We start from the raw sequence: 16731 nt of genomic DNA, 5'->3' as shown, positions 1-16731 counted from the left end.
AAAATCCTCGACTTGTCAAACTTTTTAACAATCTATGGAGGCAAAAAAATTTCATGATAGGCTTTACAAATGGAATGCGGTCTGCTATACTATTAAAGCGTCAATTATTCACTTGGAACTGATTCCGATAGAGTATTGGACGACCACACGGGCGGCAGCGTGTAACACATAAATTCTGCAAACCCCTGCTATGTCTAGTGTTTCCTTGTTTTGTGATTTTCAAAAACACCGAAAGACTACTGCTAGACTACTAAAATCACAAAGTAGACTGCTGCCGTAAAAAGCAGATTCTAATATACGCGTCCGTAGCTCAGTTGGATAGAGTGTCAGACTCCGACTCTGAAGGTCGCTGGTTCGAACCCAGTCGGGCGTACCAAACCCATACGGCATGTTTGCGACAAATGTTGTGAACATGCCGTATGTCTTTGTTTAGGTCTCGTTCCATTGTATTTCAATGTGTCCGTCGGGAAAATAGAATACCTTTTTAACCGCTTCCGTTAGAGTATAGCTTTCTGTTTGAGAGCTGTGCTCTTTTTGTTTGCTTTGAGGCTTGTCGATGATTGCTTTTTGCGATTGATAGGTCTGGGCATCGATTTCCCCAGCTACGAAAGATTCGTAGAGTAATTGAGCTACATCGTTGGAATCGGTATCACGCTCAGGTGTTGGTATGGCAAGCTGATTGTTTCTTCGATTGGCCAGCACTTGTGACACCTGTGCTTCAAGGTCATTGATGGCTACTTTGAGCTTATAGCAAAGCCTATCTGGAAAACGACCTGCAAATTTACAGTTGAAGGTTTTCGTTTTACCATTGCACTGGTGGAGCTTGTGTCCACAGTGCCCACAATAGACTTTACCACGCAGAGGTGATGTGGGCTTAGCAACGGACTGCGTCGATGTTCCTCTGGGCTTACCAGACTGTTTCCAAATTGCTTGTACCATATCAAATTGTGCTTGAGGGATAATGGCTGGGTGATGGTCGGGAATTTTGATCCATTCACTCTCTGGAGTTGGCACTCGACGTTTGGTGCCAAAGCTCTCAACCTTGGTTGTACCTGCGATATAGGTGCCGAGATATTGTTCATCTTGGAGGATTTTACTCAAAACTGAGGCTGTCCAAATACAAGACATATCATCCGATTTCTTTTCTCCACGGCACACAGTTGGAATGGGGCGTTGTTCACGATAGAGGGTTTGCACGATGCTTCTGGTAGATTCGCCTTGCTGGGCAAGCTGGAAGATACGTTGCACCGTGGGAGCAGTGGCCTCATCGAGCACCAGATTGTTGCCCTCTTTGCGATAACCAAAGGCACATCGCTTGGAAATACGTTCCCCTCGCTTCATCCGTTCACGAGCAGCAGAGGTGATTTTCTGGGACAAGTCCTTGCTATAATACTCTGCCATGAGGAACTTGAAGGAGACCAACAGACCGCCTGTATCTTCACCATAGGCCTGTGAGTCGTAAGTCTGCTTTCTTGTCATCTGGCTCTCTCTGGGTGTTTTATGGGTGGCATTGGTTTCCCTCCTACAATATAAATTAAGGTTTAAGGCACGGCTGCCAGCCGTGTCTTTTGTCTTTTTGTTGCCTAAGCTGTTAGAATGGGAGAGAACAGGTCTGGCTCTGTTTTCCGAGGGCTTACACGCCCGCAAAGGAGTCCGCCAGCCGCCTCTCTCGTTCGCAGCATTCGATTTGCGCAGGTTGTGCCACCAAGACTGGTGCGTTCGTGTCACTCAGGAGATTGAACAAGCAGCGAAGAAAGCGGAATGCCTAATCAAAATACATGGAGGAAACAATATGAACGCAGTCGGAATCGATATTTCCAAAGAATTCAGCGTGGTAGCCGCCCTGCGGCCTATGGGTGAGGTGGCGCTCCCACCTCGTACTTACCAGCACGACAGCCACAGCATCGACGTACTGGCGCAGGAAATTCTTGCGTTGGGTGCGGACACCCGTGTCATCATGGAGGCCACTGGTCGTTACCACGAACCAGTCGCCCAGACACTGAGCCAGCACGGTATCTACGTCAGCATTCTCAACCCACTACTCATCAAGCAGAGCGGTGGTGGCTCCATCCGCAAGGTTAAAACCGACAAAGCCGATGCCCTAAAAATCGCAAAATACGGGCTTGACAATTGGGTGGATTTGCGAGAACATACACCTATGGAAACCATACGACAACAATTAAAGCTCTGCACACGGCAGTACAATTTGTACATGAAAACCATTGTTTCATTGCAAAACAACCTAATTTCTCTCTCGGATAAGACCTTTCCAGGCGTCAACGAGCTGTTTTCTAGTCCTGAGCGCAAGGATGGTCATGTCAAGTGGATTGATTTTTTGGCTACATTTTGGCACTGTCACTGCATTGCAACCGTCAGCGAAAAGTCCTTCACAGACCGCTATCAAAAATGGTGCAAGCGAAAGGGGTACCATTTTCAACCCAAAAAGGCGGCTGAAATTTACGCAAAAACCCAGAAAATGATTGTCACTCTGCCCAAAAACGACTACGCAAAATTGTTGGTTGTGACGGCGGCCAAGCAACTCATAGCCTCCAAAGAAACCCTCTCTGAGATGAAAATCGAGATGAACCGCATGGCTAAAGAGTTGCCCGAGTACGACACCGTCATGGCGATGTACGGCGTAGGCGAGGCCACTGGCGTACAGCTGATGGCGGAGATTGGGGATGTGCGTCGCTTCGCCCACCGCAGCTCCATTGTGGCGTTTGCAGGGGTGGATCCGTCGGTCAACCAGTCAGGCAAGCAGACCTCTCAAGGCGGAAAGACCACCAAACGTGGCTCGCCCCACCTGCGCAAAACGCTGTTTCAGGTGGTGTCTACCTACGTCAAGAAGAAGCCTGAGGACGAGGCGGTGTACCAGTTCATAGACAAGAAACGTGCCGAGGGCAAGCCCTACTACGTCTACATGACGGCCGCACAGAACAAGTTCCTGCGGATTTATTACGCTCGGGTCAAGGAGTGTATGCTGGCTCTGGAGACCGCCAGCGAGGGCTAAGTGACGCTAATTTCATAGTTTTTCAGGTCAGTGATTACACCTTCTTTCTCTGGCCTGTTTTGTTATGCCTGCTTTGTCATCTCACAATTTTTGTGAGATTTTTTCATTTTAGGGCTTGACTTTTATTTACAGGACTCCTTTTATTTGATAGTTTCGTTTTCTTTGCATAGAAAAGCCTTTACCGACACAAAATCAGTAAAGGCTTGAAAAAATTATCGTTTTTGATTTTATTAGATAAAGACTTTTTAACTCTGTTTTTCTATAGTTTTACTCTGTTTAGAAAGTAAATACAGAATAATTCCCAGTGTTACTACTTCGGCAAAAGGAACAACCAACCACACTCCAGTGAAATCAAAGAAAGATGGCAAAGTGAAAATTCCAATTAAAATAAAGACAAGTCCTCGGCTAGAGGACACAATCACAGAGTTTATCGCATCGCCTTTTGCTGTAAAATAAGCAGAAATAAGGATATTAAATCCAGAAAGTAGGAATGAAAGTGCATATATTTTTGCCCCTGATAGGGTCATTGAAATCAGTTCTCCATTTCCGTCTGCAAATAATCTAATGAGTGCTTCGCCCCAAATTTGGACGGACAAACAAGAACAAATCCCAACTAAAAAGTTACCTAACACAGCGAATTTCATAGTTTTCTCAATTCTTTCTTGTAAATTTGCTCCATAATGATAAGCGATGATGGGTGTTACACCTTCACCCATGCCAAAGAGTAATGTGGTGGTAAATTGAGCAATATAATTCACAATGGTAAAGGAAGCCACTCCTGAATCTCCGTAATAATACATGAAAGTTAGGTTAAAAACCCAGACACTTATTGCTGTGGAGATAGATGTTATCCCCTCAGAAGAACCGTTAAACAGGAGAACACCAAGCAATTTCCAGTGAAATCTGCCATTAAAAACATTCACAACAGTGTTTTTAGATAATATTGGCTTTAGATTGATGAGAAATCCTAAAGAGTATGAAAGTCCTGTGGCAAGTCCTGCTCCTATCATACCTAGCTGTAAAACGGCGATAAACAGATAGTTCAGCGTAATATTTGCCACAACACAAGCAATACTAGCCATGAGCAATAAGTGTGGTTTACCTATGACACGGTTTGTAAAGGCAAATAACACATAAAACATCACAAAAGGTGAAAATATCCCAATTACACGGATATAGTCACTTGCTCCTTGCAACAATGTATCACTTGCACCAAATAAAATCGCAAAATGGTCACTGTAAAACCATGCAGATAGTATGATACAAATAGAACTGACGGATAGTGCAATAAAACAAGACTTAAAAATATCTTGTGCCTTAGACAAATCGTTGACACCCAAAGTTCTGCTGATAAAAGCCGTACCACCAATGCTGATAACCATGGTGATTCCCATGAGAATTTGCAAAAAAGGGGAAGCAATATTGGCACTTGCCATGGCACTATCGCCCATGTAATTCCCCAAAAACAGACCATCAATGACACCTTGTATCCCAGTGATAAGCATTGCAATCATCGAGGGAAGCACTACTTTCAGGAAAAGACTAGAGATGGAAGCTGTTCCATAGTCGTTGTCCTTCGTGCTGTCAGTGACCTCTTCTTTTTGCGTGTTTTCTAATTTATTTTTCATTATTTCCACTCCATTTTTTTGCTCCTAAGTCAATTCTTTTGAATTGTTTCACTTCTAAAAGCCTTTGACAAAATATATTTATTTATGCTACAATCATAGTATACACCCGACTATAGTAGTCGAGTCGAGCACTTTTTTGAAAAAAGGAGAAATTTATGGAACAATATATTTCTGTAGGAGAAGTGTGCAAATTAACTGGTTTAAGTGTTGGTTCGTTACGATATTATGAAAAACTTGGGATATTGAAACCAGCACACATCAATGAAAACACCAACTATCGCTATTATGCACACAGGCAATTATTTCTTTTGGATTTTATTTCCATCTGTGTGGATATGGATATTCCTCTGAAAGAGTTTAAGGGGCATTTTGATGAAAACGGCTCTCTCAACCTAGAAACGATATTAGATAAAGGGATAGAAATAGCAAAATTAAAGCAGAAAAAGGTGAAACATCAGTTAAATCTCATGGAGAGCATGGCAATTCACCTTGAAGAAACGGAGAATATCATCAAATCAACTAATGTTTACAGTAAAACCTTAAAGAAACGACACTTTATTTATATTGATTTTCCTTTTTCTAGCTTTCGTTTGGGAGATTACGAAAAATTACGAAGTGAACTGATTCAGAAGCAACAAATACTATTTTCGACTTCTACCTCAGTGGAAGAAGGGATTTTATTTCGCAAAGTCTGTAAAAATGAAATAAAAGGATACCTCTTTTTAGAGGTGGGGAAATCAGTGAAAAATGTAACAATTTCTGTGCCATCAGGTGTTTTTTCCTCTTTTGTTACCAATCGTTTCACAGAAAATTTTCAGGAAATCAAAGATTCCACCACCTCTTTTACTGTCTGTAGGTTTATCAACCAGAAAATTTACTCTGATACGGATATGAATATTGAGATTCAAAGAGAAATATCAGACTAAAGTTCAGCTTCTAACATAAAGTTCGCCCTGCGTGGCTTACATCGCAGGAACTTCCGTTGGTCGCTCGTGGTGGGTGTGTTCTGGGACCAATGTCATTAAGTTAAGCTATTGAAACGCAAGAACAGCTAATAAAAAATCATCGGAATCTAAAAATGCGCAGGACAAGCAAGCAGATTTTTCAATCTGCTTGCTTGTCCTTATAACGTGGCATTACGCCAAGCGATAGAAAAAAGAGGTGTCGGTTCTGGGGTTCGTGTTGCGTCGCTTGCGTGGGTTTGAGGGCAAATTTCGCATGGGTGTTAGGTTTTTTGCGATGCAGGCTTCAACTTCGGCGACGGGTACATTCTTCCCAAAGAATTTACGACAAATTTGAGTGGCAACAGCGAAATTTATTTGATAAACCCGCTTTCTGGTAACTTTTTTTACAGCAATGCACGAGGTTATCAACTGTGTAAAATTGTATATAATCAACTTGGCGAAGATTTCTTGAAGAAGAAGCTTCGTCTTTTTGCTGTGAAAATACAGCAATCCGACGGTGAATTTCAAAGAGCGGAAGGACGTTTCGATACCCCATCGCTTGGCGTACAAATCCTTGAGGGCAGCAGAATCAAATTCACTTTTATCCAAATTTGTGGCAACCGTTTCGTAAGAATTTTCAGAAAGTTTAAAGCAAACGAGGCGAATATGTAACGGATATGGCTCGATTTTTTCATTTTTCTTTGTTTTGCAGGGTAAAAAATCAAATGGTGAACTATGGGCGATAAATTTCAGGTTTTGATTTTTGGCTTGCGCTGTTTGCTTGCGTGAAATGTGTAGCGTCAGTGAAACGTCAAACTCCTCACCAACAGGCAAAGATAATCCGTGACAAATACCGTTGCGTGAAGCAGAATCCTTCACTCTGACAAGGAATTTTTGCCCTCTTTCTTGCACATGAGCGAAATTATTGTACGATTCGTAGCCTCTATCAGCAATGTAAATGGTGGGTACTTTTGATTGATTACGTGCCACCATGGTGGCAAAGGCCTTGTTTTCACCCTTTTCAACCGTTGCATCCACGTAGGTTTTGCGCAAAATATCGTACATGGCGTTGAGGTGCAAAAGGTTAAAAGGCTTGGAGTCATTGGCCTTTTGATGGTAAGAATCCACTTCCTTTGGGTTGGTGGGAACGTGCAAACTAGAGCCATCCACAGCCAAAAGGCGGTAGCCACGGTGGGTGATGGGTTGGTTTGTTTCGGCAACAAATTGGTGGAATAAATCCTCGAAGGCAGTTGATTTGATTTTGTTTCGTTGTTGCACAAAAGCGGATACTGTAGGTGAGGATGAATGTATGCCGAATTGTTCGGATAATTCCCCATATAGTGTTTTTCCTGTGAGAGATAAGGTTGTTTCAATTACTTTTTCAAATGGTAACTTCCTATTTCGGGTGAAGTCTTTTTCTGGATTTTCAGCATATTTTACAGCGTTTTGCGAAAGGGCTTTTATGGATTTTTTTAGTGTTCTTTTTATGTTTTTTGTTGTGAATGTCATGTGTGCATCTCCTTTGTTATCAGCGTTATGCTCAATAACAAGGGTCGCCTTCATTGACTTTGGTCAATGAAGGCGACCGCACATTTTTTTGTAATTGTCAAGCTTTTTTTAAAAGGTTCTGGGTGTTTTTCTTGTAGCACCCAGGCTTATCTTAATGACATTGGTTCTGGGACTAAATCATTTTTATTCTTAAATGGGTATGCGAAAGGTAGGATTCAGGTACTTTTTTAGATTGGTTTCTCTTAATGAAAGTGACATCATAGTTAAAAATGTGGTATCAAAGTGACTTTAGACGTGCGTTCACACTGCATGGGTGGTCTGCTACCGCCCCTCATCGCCCTTCCTCTTAGGCTTGGAGGTATGCTTCCTCATCTAGACTTGCTCCCTCTGGGTCTGCCGTTCCATTCTAAGAGGGCTTGGTCAATGTCCCCTTGGGTGATGGTAGGGGCAGGGGCAAGTTCTGACTGGGCTTCTTCACGAGCCAGTGCCTCTACATTGGCAATCACACGCTGGATGAATGGTGATGCGTAGCTCTCCTCCGCACTTTCTTGGAGCATTTCACGCAGTACATCTGGATTAAAGTCCAGAAATTCTTCCTCTGGCTCCTCTGTTCTGCCGTGATACAGGGAGGTCTTTCGCTCACCATTTTTCAGTGGTGCCACCACAAGGTCAAAACCCTTGGACAGTAAATCGTCTCTAATATCCTCCAGACGATGGATGGAAAGGGCGGTCATGGGGACGGTGCCCTCGCCCTTCACGTCTCGATGGGCAAGAAGCAAGTTGCTTGCCTCGGCTAAACGCTCTGCATCAGCATGGTAGGCCTCGAAGAAATCGCCCATTTGGAATAGGACAAGTTCATCCGCATAGTCTCGCTTAATGTCCAGATAGCTCTGCCACATTGGGGTGACTTGTGGCTCTGGAGGGATGGCCTCTAGCCCCACCACACCAGCTTGCTTTGCCTCATATTTGGCTTTTTCCTCTGGGGTGAGGTAGTTGCCAGTGGCGATAAGATTACGGAGGAGCTTTTCCGCAGCAGTCCATTTAACGGTGACTTTCTTGTTCTCGGCATAGACATCGAAGATAAGCCCCTTGGATGGCTCGTGGTTGACGAAGCCCCTTGAGCCGTCTAGGAATGTGTGGCTATGACCGCCCCAGCCGTATTCCTCTTTCAGCCACTTGATGGCATCAGTGGGAGTAGGGCTACTCTGGTACAGCTCATACACACGAAGTCTACCGTCTACGAAGCCAGTGCCGCCACGCAGTTCATGCTCAATTTCTTCCTCAGAAATAGCAAAAGCGGACGGGCTGGGCGATTTCACTCGCTCCTGCCTGTCCGCTATACCAGTCCTCTCCCCTCGTAAGAGGGGCTGGGCAGAGCCCAGAGGGACGGAACGTCCCTGGAGGACGTCGTCACGATATTCTGGCTCGTCAGAGCCACCACGGCCTAAGCCGTGGGAATGGCGTAGCCATTCAGAATGAAGTATGGTTTTGATTTGCTGTGCCTCACTGAGGAACATGGAGAACTGCTCCATGGGGGTATCTGGGTTGGAATTTAAGCGTACACCAGCTCCGTCAGAATGACTTCCTCGGCCTGTGCCCTCAGATTGTTCATGTGTCCCACCCACTCCATTTGGTGCTTCATCTTGTCGGGGGCTGGCTGTTTCACCAGCAGTTCGCTCATCATCTGCTCCATCCGTCTGTCTGCCGTTTGGTCGATCTCCACCAGATGGGGGTGGAGCTTCTCGCTCATCAGCAGATGGTTGAAGGTCGCTTTGCGGTGCTCCATCAAGAATTTCTTTCGCATCCGTCCGTACTTCCCGATGGGGGTCTCCTGTGGGGCCAGTGTGAGGTTGGGAATCAGATAGTCCCCGTTCTGTGTGTAAGTCATGTTCATATTGTTTGCTCCTCTCTAATTTGGTGATGATGGTGGCAATTTCTCGCAGGATTTGCTCAGACTTCTCGCTGACAGCGGTGCCCAGTAGGTTTGCCGTTGCGCTGGTGTTAAAATCAAAGATAGCGGCGAAGTCCAAGTGGTCAAAATAGTGTTCGGTATCCAAATTGCAACGACTCATCAAAGTGTAGGCGATGCTGGTACTGGTGGCATTGACGAAGGCAGAGTGCAGATTTTGGTCATCCAGTTCTTCTAAAAAGCTACCTTCCACCAAATATCGCAGTTCGTCTTTGGTATCTTCATAATACTCCATTGCCAGATCGTACGCAATGTTGTCGAGGACGAGGGGCAAGTTATCGCCATCTGCATCGTGCTGTGCTTTCAAATGAGCCATCACGTCTTTGTGGTAAGACTCCTCCATTGCCCACAAAACAGGGCGGCGAGATTGCTCCCGTCCGCCCGTATCTTTCACGTAAAAGACATATCGAATTTTATCGCTGTCCCCAGTGGGGTCAATGAGGGCAATTCCCGTTGAGCCACGGCGGATATAGCGGTTCATGGTATTGTTCCACAGCCCGAACTCGGCACAGGCCGTGGCATCTGGGCGCTGGGCATGGATCATCAGCTGTTCATGGAACGGGTACTTGTAGAGCCGTCCCACGGTGGAAAGCAGGGCTGTCCAGTTGGCTAAACTGGCCGTGGCCTGCGTGGTGCTCACCTCATAGAGCTGGGCGAGTTCATGTTTCGTTGGCATGGTTGGCCTCCTTTTTTGGATTTTGGGTAAAAAAAGAGCCACCTCCGAAGAAGTGGCTCTCTCAGATTACTATTTCATTGATGGAATTTAGTTTTTTAGATACTTTTCACCTAGCATTAGGCCGTATATTTTGTAATGGGTATAGGCTTGCTCTAATTTGTGCCCTTGGATGCTATCCACCGATGGCACAATCAATTCGTCATATACTTTCGCCCAGATGGCCGTTGCGTTTTCTTTGGAATTGATGGCATCTACAATGGATGGTGCAGTGAGATAATAAGTTTGGATGTCCTCTGGGTGATGTGATTTGAGGTAGGAGTCTCTAAAGGAACGAAGCACTGTCAGTTCATGGCAGTTATCGTCAAAGGATGCCAATTGGTGCTCCATGCAGGCGGTGGTGAGATAGCAACCGTCTTTTTTGCGTTCATAGAACAGAGAACCTCGGAAATCCTCAATATGCGTTCGAATATATTTGGGGGCGGCATTTATGGTAGCAAGACTTGTACACCCCTCAAAAGCACATCCTCCAATTTTCGTTACACTATCGGGGATGGTGATAGATGTAAGGTTTGTACAATTGCAGAAAACACCAATGGTACGCACATACTCAACTGTTCTTCCAATCTCGCTCACGCCAATAGCGATAATAACAGAGGTAAGATTTGTGCATCCAGAGAAGGCACCATTCTTTATCTCTCTCACACTATTGGGAATATTAAGGGAAGTAAGCGCTGTACAATCTTGGAATACGGTTTCTTCAACTGTATTCATACTATTAGGGAATGTAATGGATGTAAGACTTGAGCATCCGCTAAAAGCAGAGCACCCGATTTTACGCACACTATCTGGAATGACAATAGATGTGAGATTTATACAACCTTCGAAGGCCCACCCTTCAATTTCTGTCACGCTATCAGGAATGGTGACATAAACAAGGTTTGTGCAATTTTTAAAAGCATGAAAATTGAGTTTGGCCACACTATTGGGAATGGTGATAGAAACAAGGCTTGTGCATCCCAAAAACGCACGTTCAGCAATTTCAGTTACACCGTTAGGAATTGTAACAGAAGCAAGGCTTGTGCATCCCAAAAACGCACATTCAGCAATTTCGGTTACACTATTGGGGATAGCGATAGATATGAGGCTTGAGCAGTATTCGAAAGCTCCCTCGCCAATGCGTGTCACGCTATTAGGAATGGTAACGGAAACGAGATTTTTGCAATAATTGAATGTATGAGCGTCTATACTTGTTACACTATCGGGAATCGTGATAGATTTTAAACCGTCACATCCGGAAAATGCATCGCACTTAATTGATGTTACACTATTAGGAATCACTACCTCTATAGATGCCCCAGTATATTTCTCTAATACACCAGCTCGAATAACAAAATCTTCTGAGTTTCCACCGTAGATGTTGACCACAGAGTTTGTAATTGTGTTGTTATTGCTGATATTATAGTTGTTGATTGCTTTTTCTACGATAAATGGTGTATTGCAAAATTCACAGATTGCGGCATCTTTGGCGTTATCTACGTTCACAGATGCGCCGCAGTTGGTACATTTGGCTGCTACAAGTGGCATAGTGCTATCCTCCTCAAATGACAAATTATGCTATAAAGCAAGTGTAGCACTATACCACATTAAATTCAAGAAAATATTGAGTGGTTATCGTTATATCGAGAACAACTTACTCAAAATCCCCCACAAGCTCTCCCTTGACCGCCTCAAACTCCTCATCGGTCATGCTCTCCAGCTTGGTGAGCACACTGGCGGTCAATTCTTTCAGCTCGGTTTCGTCTTCCTGCAAATGCCCCTGCATTTCGGTGAGGTTGGCCATCAGCTCCTCACGGGTGTCGGCGGTGTAAATACACATCAGATTGGTTTCTTCAACGGTAAATTTCATATCATAGCTTTACACTTTCTACTGTGTCCCGCATAGCATCATCTTCTTTAACTTTGAATGGATGGTCTTTGAATGGACGCATCTGAGAGATTGGTAGCTTCTGTACACGCTCTAGCTGTGCTTCTTCACGGCTTTCTTGGGTAGAAAAAAGGTCATCGAGCGGCGTTAGCTCTAGCTTTCTGTCTTTGCTTTTCAATTTTCAATACCTCCTTGGTCAAACATCGATAGGCCTCAGCAACTTTACCTTTGGGATCATGGGCAAAAATGCTTTTTCCCTCTGCGGTAGTTTCAGCGGCACGGACTGAATAGGGGATGTCAGTGGAAAACACATTGATTTTGCCACCATAGGTATCTCGAAGCAATGAACTAACTTCTTTGGAGAAATTTGTGCGATTGTCTACCATGGTGAGAAGCATCCCATCAATTTTCAATTTGGGATTAATCTGTTTTCGTACTTTGGCAACGGTTTGTAAGAGCTGTTCCAAGCCTTTCGCAGAGAGGTATTGGGCTTGCACAGGAATGACCACGCTGTCAGCGGCAGCAAGAGCATTGATGGTGAGCATCCCCAGCGAAGGGGAGCAGTCCAGCAGGATGTAATCATATTCTCTCTTAACAGTGCTAAGGTATTGCTTGAGAACGGTTTCACGGCTCATGGCGTTGATGAGCGAGGCTTCCATGCCAGACAACTCAATGTTGGCAGGGAGTAAATCCACCCCTTCCGTGTGAGCAAGGATGCCCTCTCGTGGGGCAATGATTTCGTCTTGAATGACTTTCCCCATCAATGTTGCCAACGTGGTGGGCATATCATCGGGGCGAGGGTGCCCCAAGCTGATGGAAAGCGACCCCTGTGGGTCACACTCAACTAATAGGACTTTCTTTCCCTCCTGTGCCAATCCGATGCCAAGGCTGGCAGTTGTTAGTGTTTTAGCTGTGCCACCTTTTTGCATCGCAATGGCTATGGTTTTTGCAAGCATAATAAATCCTCCATAAGATTCATGATTTTGGGCATAAAAATAAGGCCAAGTTTCCTTGACCTTATTTCATAATGTATTTAGTTGTAGCTGTTTGGGTATTTGTCGCATATGTAGCAAAAATATTTGAGGGGTCAAAATAGTGAGTGATTTTCACCCAAAATAGCACCTGTTTATAGATGTGAAATGGCTGAAACCCTTGATATGACTGGCTTTTTTCATTTGTCGCAATTATGCCGTAAGGGCAAACTTAGTGGCCAAAAAAGATGCGCCACAGAAAACACCACACGAGAGTGTGGTGTTTTCGCATTTTAGTAGAGAAGACTGCGATAAATACATCGAAAAAGTTCAGATGAAATCGCCTGTCTCTCGTGAAAAAATTTTAACGTGAAAATGGATGCAAACAGGCAAAAGACGTAGTTGGTGGGAGTCGAACCCCTCTTCTGCATCTCTTTCGCCTCAACAACCATATCAATACATCAAAATTATCCTAGATTTTCGGTTTTTAACCAGAATCTAGGGTTTTTTTCGTTCTGTTGGTTTTCCACGAAGTTGGGGGCGCTTCTTTGGTGGTTCTAGTGAATAGCTTTCCATAGACTTTAGGCTTAGTTGCGCGATAGCGAATCACCAAACAAGGAGGTCAGCCACTATGGAAACTAAAAACCTATGCGCACAAATCCCCATCGAACTCCACGAGCAAATCAGCCAGAACCGAGAGGTCAGCGGCCTCACCACCGCACAGTACATCACCTAGTGTCACCGACTACTACACAAAAAAAGAAAAGGTCGGTACCAACATGGCAAACACTAGAACGATGGCATTCCAAATCAGCGAGGAGTTATTCCAGAAAATCAAATCCCACCTCGAACTGGAGACTGCACGCACTGGCAAAAAGCTGACCCGGCGAGACTTCGTGCTAGGCCTCATCGAAACCGCACTGGCTGACACCACTGCAGAACCCACCGCTTAAATCAAATCAAACCAAAGGCTCACAGGTCACACCCCACCACTTGGGATGTGACCTGTGAGCCTTTTTGCGACTTGTGCCTTATTTTTCGCTAGAGATTCATATCCACCGATAAGTCTGCTAAGAGAATCACACATGGTCAATGGATGGCTGGCGCACCCAATAACTGATACAAGGCAAATCACTGGGGTTGCCTAAGCCGTGATTTGTCTGCGCCTTAATATAGGCGGAATCCCCTTTTTCCATCAAAAGTTGAGTCCCTTCCATAGTAATCAGCATAGAACCTTCCAACACTAAGCCTAACTCATCATAGCCATGAGTCCATTCTCTATCAATATGACAATTGGGTTCTAGCGTGATAAATAATCCGTCCAAGCAATTAGGACCAAATATAACGGATTCATAACGGAGTTTTTTCTCCTCGTCAAATACAATGTTTCTTTCATTGGCGCGCACAACACGGGTGGGCATACTGTTGTTTTCAAGCAGTGTAATTAAAGAGTGATTGAGCGCTTCGCAAATGCGTTGTATATTTTCCAGCGTGGGGCTTGACATATTGCGCTCTAAATTGCTTAGAAGGCCGATAGAAAGGTCTGTTGCTGTTGAAAGTTCCGATAAAGTGATGCCTTTTTCTTTGCGCAGTGCTCTGATTTTTTGACCAATATTGGATACCATATACTCACCTCAATGAACGTAAATTAAAGAATATTATATACCAAATATACAAAAGTTTCAACTGGTTTATTTGGCCAAGTGTGGGTGATTTGTATGTGTTAAAATCAAATATAATAATCGTTTTGCAATTATTATATCACAAGAAGCAAGAGAAAGACAAGGGGTAGTAAATCTGGCATTGCAAAAGGGGATAGATTTACCAATAAAAATACGGTGTGAAACAGTGGTGCAAAATGCTACTAGTTTTAATCTGCACGCGGATGATTCTGTCCGAATTATTTTCAAATAAATGAAAAATACACTATGCAATATTTCATTTATTTGAAAAATAATAAGTTTTAAATCAAAGGATAAATTGTGTTTCTTGATTTAACACACAAAAATAATGTAATTTTTTGTATAAATTGCGAAGTTGACAAAGATTATACCCATGTTTATAATGGAAGTATGAACTTGGCAAATTTCACTAAATTGAAAAGGGGAATTTCATTATGATACGACAAAATCCAAGCATTTTCAATGACATCGTAGGTCCTACTATGATTGGTCCATCTAGCTCACACACTTGCGGTCCTTCCAGAATTGGCTATCTATCTCAACAGCTTTTGCCTGGCACACTGAAAAAGTGTACTATTGAGTTTGCAAAAGATGGCGCATACACGCTGATGTACAAGGGACAGCGCTCCGACATGGGATATGTAAATGGCCTCTTGGGGCGACGGCCTGAAGACCCTCGCTTACGAGATGCGTTCAATGAAGCAAAAAAAGCAAACGTTGAGGTTGATTTTTTCATTAGTGATTTCCCCCCTGTAGTGCCCAATATTTCTCATTTAACGTTGGAAAACACCGTGGGAGAAAAAGTGGTGGTCTATTCTGATTCCACTGGGGGTGGCACGGTAAAGCTTCTTGCCATTGATGGGTTTGAGGTTTCGATTGTAGGTGACTGCTATGAATTGATTGTACGTACCGACTTAGACGAGGTTCACAACCAACAGTTAAAAAACCACTTGGTATCTTTGTTTGAAAAAAATGAGGGTACCAGCGTATCTACAGTAAATGGGAAAGGCCTTTTAAACATCAAGCAGCACACGCCCTACAATCAGAGTGTACTAGAAGATATTAAAAAACTGGACGGCGTGACACGGGTGGTCGTTATGGAGCCGATTTTGGTAGTCCCGTCCAATCGCAATACACAATTTCCCTTTGTGAGTGCACAAGAAATGCTCGCAGTTGCCAAGGAAACTGGAAAAGCGCTTTGGACATTGGGCATTGATTACGAAATGGCGCGCAGCGGCTGGACATACAATCAAGTCTGGGACTATATGCGCTACGTTGTGGAAACCATGGAAACCAGCGCCAAAGAAGCGCTCAAAGGTGACATCGACATGGCGGGCATTATTCGACCTACTGCCGGAAAAGTAGAAGCCTACTGTAAAACTGACAAATGCGCCTTAGACATGGGGGTGATGAACACAGCAGTCGCTTGGGGTATGGCTACCATGGAATATAGTAGTGCGATGGGGGTTGTGCTCTGTGCGCCAACAGGTGGCTCTGCCGGTATTTTCCCTGGTGCAGTACTGGGTGTGGCAAACCACTTGAATCTTTCTATGGACGAGAAAATTAAAATGATGTTTGTAACGTCAGTGATTGGCATTGTCATGAGTAAGGATTGCAACTACTCCGCTGAACTCTACGGCTGTCAAGTGGAGCCCGGCGCAGCCTCGGCCATGGCCGCTGGTGCATTGACTTATTACATGGGGGGCACACCAGAACAAAGCTGTATGGCGGCCTCTTGTGCACTGCAAAATATTTTGGGCACCATTTGTGACCCCGTTGCAGGTTTGGTGCAAATCCCCTGTATCAACCGCAATGCCATGTCAGTAGGTAATGCTATCATTTCGGCAAACATGATTATGGGTGGATTTGATCCCCTCATTCCTTTGGATCAATCTGCTGAAACCTTGTTCCGTGTGGGCAAGCAACTGCCTAGCGAGTTACGTTGCACCTGCAAAGGCGGATTGTGCACCACACCTTGCGGCGAACAATTGGCACGCGAACAGGACCAGCGAGACAATAATAGATAAGGCGTAAGCTTGTGGCTCCGCTGAGTGCAAATATGCACTCAGCGGAGCCACAAGAGCAGAAGTTCTCTATTCCAATGACCCCTTTAGTTTCTGGGGTGGTGTAGAGCGTGAGGTGGCGCTGGCACCACACTGATGGAGATGGTGCGCCAAGGAACCGCTCCTGCGGCCATGGTGAATATTACCACAGACCCCGTTTTGCTGACAGGGCCTTTGATTGCGGCACATTTTTACGATAAGATGATTCCTGTTGTGGATTTGAGCGAAGAAGACTACAAAAAACTGGAAACTGCAAAAGAGGTGGAGTTTTTTGCAGATGCAGATTATATTGATGTGTATTACTAATCAATTATGCTACAGCTGTTAAAATTCAAATAAACATAGTGTGAAAAAG

The 16731-nt window shown here is 44.3% G+C and carries 14 protein-coding genes and 1 tRNA gene; 6 read left to right on the top strand and 9 right to left on the bottom strand.

Going from position 1 to position 16731, the window contains the following annotated elements:
- Positions 1-299: 299 nt before the first annotated feature.
- Positions 300-376: transfer RNA gene (locus RFF05_RS05620), tRNA-Arg, on the top strand.
- Between the two features lie 53 nt (positions 377-429).
- Here RFF05_RS05620 and RFF05_RS05615 read toward each other — a convergent pair.
- Complete coding sequence (locus RFF05_RS05615; protein WP_409969394.1) at positions 430-1479, bottom strand: recombinase family protein; 1050 nt, start codon at positions 1477-1479, stop codon at positions 430-432.
- 313 nt (positions 1480-1792) lie between these two features.
- On the opposite strand from RFF05_RS05615, the gene RFF05_RS05610 reads away from it, so the two are divergent.
- Complete coding sequence (locus RFF05_RS05610; RefSeq protein WP_409967781.1) at positions 1793-3010, top strand: IS110 family transposase; 1218 nt, start codon at positions 1793-1795, stop codon at positions 3008-3010.
- Between the two features lie 245 nt (positions 3011-3255).
- Here the strand turns inward: RFF05_RS05610 and RFF05_RS05605 are convergent, their stop codons facing one another.
- On the bottom strand, positions 3256-4638 hold the full coding sequence (locus RFF05_RS05605; RefSeq protein ID WP_409969393.1) for an MATE family efflux transporter: 1383 nt from the start codon (positions 4636-4638) through the stop codon (positions 3256-3258).
- Between the two features lie 155 nt (positions 4639-4793).
- Between RFF05_RS05605 and RFF05_RS05600 the strand changes: the two genes are divergently transcribed.
- Positions 4794-5564 (top strand): MerR family transcriptional regulator, encoded by a 771-nt coding sequence (locus RFF05_RS05600; RefSeq protein WP_409969392.1) that lies wholly within the window; start codon positions 4794-4796, stop codon positions 5562-5564.
- 210 nt (positions 5565-5774) lie between these two features.
- Here RFF05_RS05600 and RFF05_RS05595 read toward each other — a convergent pair whose 3' ends face one another.
- From RFF05_RS05595 to RFF05_RS05570, 6 genes are all read right to left on the bottom strand, one after another.
- Entirely contained in the window at positions 5775-7145 is a 1371-nt protein-coding gene (locus RFF05_RS05595; RefSeq protein WP_409966964.1) for an IS4 family transposase, read from the bottom strand.
- A 314-nt stretch (positions 7146-7459) separates the two neighbouring features.
- Positions 7460-7990 carry a hypothetical protein gene (locus RFF05_RS05590; RefSeq protein ID WP_409970088.1) on the bottom strand — a complete coding sequence of 177 codons (531 nt, stop codon included), beginning with the start codon at positions 7988-7990 and terminating at the stop codon, positions 7460-7462.
- A gap of 653 nt (positions 7991-8643) precedes the next feature.
- Positions 8644-8979: a TnpV protein gene (locus RFF05_RS05585; protein WP_409970087.1), complete on the bottom strand. Its 336-nt coding sequence runs from the start codon at positions 8977-8979 to the stop codon at positions 8644-8646.
- Positions 8980-9823: 844 nt separating this feature from the next.
- Entirely contained in the window at positions 9824-11320 is a 1497-nt protein-coding gene (locus RFF05_RS05580) for a leucine-rich repeat protein (RefSeq protein ID WP_409969391.1), read from the bottom strand.
- 106 nt (positions 11321-11426) lie between these two features.
- On the bottom strand, positions 11427-11642 hold the full coding sequence (locus RFF05_RS05575; protein ID WP_409969390.1) for a transposon-transfer assisting family protein: 216 nt from the start codon (positions 11640-11642) through the stop codon (positions 11427-11429).
- A gap of 152 nt (positions 11643-11794) precedes the next feature.
- The gene (locus tag RFF05_RS05570; RefSeq protein ID WP_409969389.1) at positions 11795-12616 is read right to left on the bottom strand and encodes a ParA family protein; all 822 of its coding nucleotides are present in this window, start codon (positions 12614-12616) and stop codon (positions 11795-11797) included.
- 794 nt (positions 12617-13410) lie between these two features.
- On the opposite strand from RFF05_RS05570, the gene RFF05_RS05565 reads away from it, so the two are divergent.
- Positions 13411-13584 carry a hypothetical protein gene (locus RFF05_RS05565; RefSeq protein WP_409969388.1) on the top strand — a complete coding sequence of 58 codons (174 nt, stop codon included), beginning with the start codon at positions 13411-13413 and terminating at the stop codon, positions 13582-13584.
- 126 nt (positions 13585-13710) lie between these two features.
- On the opposite strand, the gene RFF05_RS05560 is transcribed toward RFF05_RS05565, so the two are convergent.
- Positions 13711-14256 carry a helix-turn-helix domain-containing protein gene (locus tag RFF05_RS05560; RefSeq protein ID WP_409969387.1) on the bottom strand — a complete coding sequence of 182 codons (546 nt, stop codon included), beginning with the start codon at positions 14254-14256 and terminating at the stop codon, positions 13711-13713.
- 491 nt (positions 14257-14747) lie between these two features.
- On the opposite strand from RFF05_RS05560, the gene RFF05_RS05555 reads away from it, so the two are divergent.
- Entirely contained in the window at positions 14748-16340 is a 1593-nt protein-coding gene (locus RFF05_RS05555; RefSeq protein WP_409969386.1) for an L-serine ammonia-lyase, iron-sulfur-dependent, subunit alpha, read from the top strand.
- 132 nt (positions 16341-16472) lie between these two features.
- Positions 16473-16682 carry a hypothetical protein gene (locus RFF05_RS05550; RefSeq protein WP_409969385.1) on the top strand — a complete coding sequence of 70 codons (210 nt, stop codon included), beginning with the start codon at positions 16473-16475 and terminating at the stop codon, positions 16680-16682.
- The last annotated feature ends 49 nt before the right edge of the window (positions 16683-16731 follow it).

It is taken from the genome of Bengtsoniella intestinalis, from assembly GCF_039719005.1.
Lineage (GTDB): Bacteria > Bacillota > Clostridia > Oscillospirales > Oscillospiraceae > Oscillibacter > Oscillibacter intestinalis.
Note: the sequence above shows the minus strand (reverse complement) of the source record. Positions and strands in the feature narration are given on the sequence as shown.

What these genes read in the sequence shown, in the direction of transcription:
- RFF05_RS05550 (WP_409969385.1), top strand. Translation starts at nt 16,473, where the DNA reads ATGGAGATGGTGCGCCAAGGAACCGCTCCTGCGGCCATGGTGAATATT.
- RFF05_RS05560 (WP_409969387.1), bottom strand. Translation starts at nt 14,256, where the DNA reads ATGGTATCCAATATTGGTCAAAAAATCAGAGCACTGCGCAAAGAAAAA.
- RFF05_RS05565 (WP_409969388.1), top strand. Translation starts at nt 13,411, where the DNA reads ATGGCAAACACTAGAACGATGGCATTCCAAATCAGCGAGGAGTTATTC.
- RFF05_RS05615 (WP_409969394.1), bottom strand. Translation starts at nt 1,479, where the DNA reads ATGACAAGAAAGCAGACTTACGACTCACAGGCCTATGGTGAAGATACA.
- RFF05_RS05570 (WP_409969389.1), bottom strand. Translation starts at nt 12,616, where the DNA reads ATGCTTGCAAAAACCATAGCCATTGCGATGCAAAAAGGTGGCACAGCT.
- RFF05_RS05580 (WP_409969391.1), bottom strand. Translation starts at nt 11,320, where the DNA reads ATGCCACTTGTAGCAGCCAAATGTACCAACTGCGGCGCATCTGTGAAC.
- RFF05_RS05590 (WP_409970088.1), bottom strand. Translation starts at nt 7,990, where the DNA reads ATGTGGCAGAGCTATCTGGACATTAAGCGAGACTATGCGGATGAACTT.
- RFF05_RS05585 (WP_409970087.1), bottom strand. Translation starts at nt 8,979, where the DNA reads ATGACTTACACACAGAACGGGGACTATCTGATTCCCAACCTCACACTG.
- RFF05_RS05595 (WP_409966964.1), bottom strand. Translation starts at nt 7,145, where the DNA reads ATGAAGGCGACCCTTGTTATTGAGCATAACGCTGATAACAAAGGAGAT.
- RFF05_RS05610 (WP_409967781.1), top strand. Translation starts at nt 1,793, where the DNA reads ATGAACGCAGTCGGAATCGATATTTCCAAAGAATTCAGCGTGGTAGCC.
- RFF05_RS05555 (WP_409969386.1), top strand. Translation starts at nt 14,748, where the DNA reads ATGATACGACAAAATCCAAGCATTTTCAATGACATCGTAGGTCCTACT.
- RFF05_RS05575 (WP_409969390.1), bottom strand. Translation starts at nt 11,642, where the DNA reads ATGAAATTTACCGTTGAAGAAACCAATCTGATGTGTATTTACACCGCC.
- RFF05_RS05600 (WP_409969392.1), top strand. Translation starts at nt 4,794, where the DNA reads ATGGAACAATATATTTCTGTAGGAGAAGTGTGCAAATTAACTGGTTTA.
- RFF05_RS05605 (WP_409969393.1), bottom strand. Translation starts at nt 4,638, where the DNA reads ATGAAAAATAAATTAGAAAACACGCAAAAAGAAGAGGTCACTGACAGC.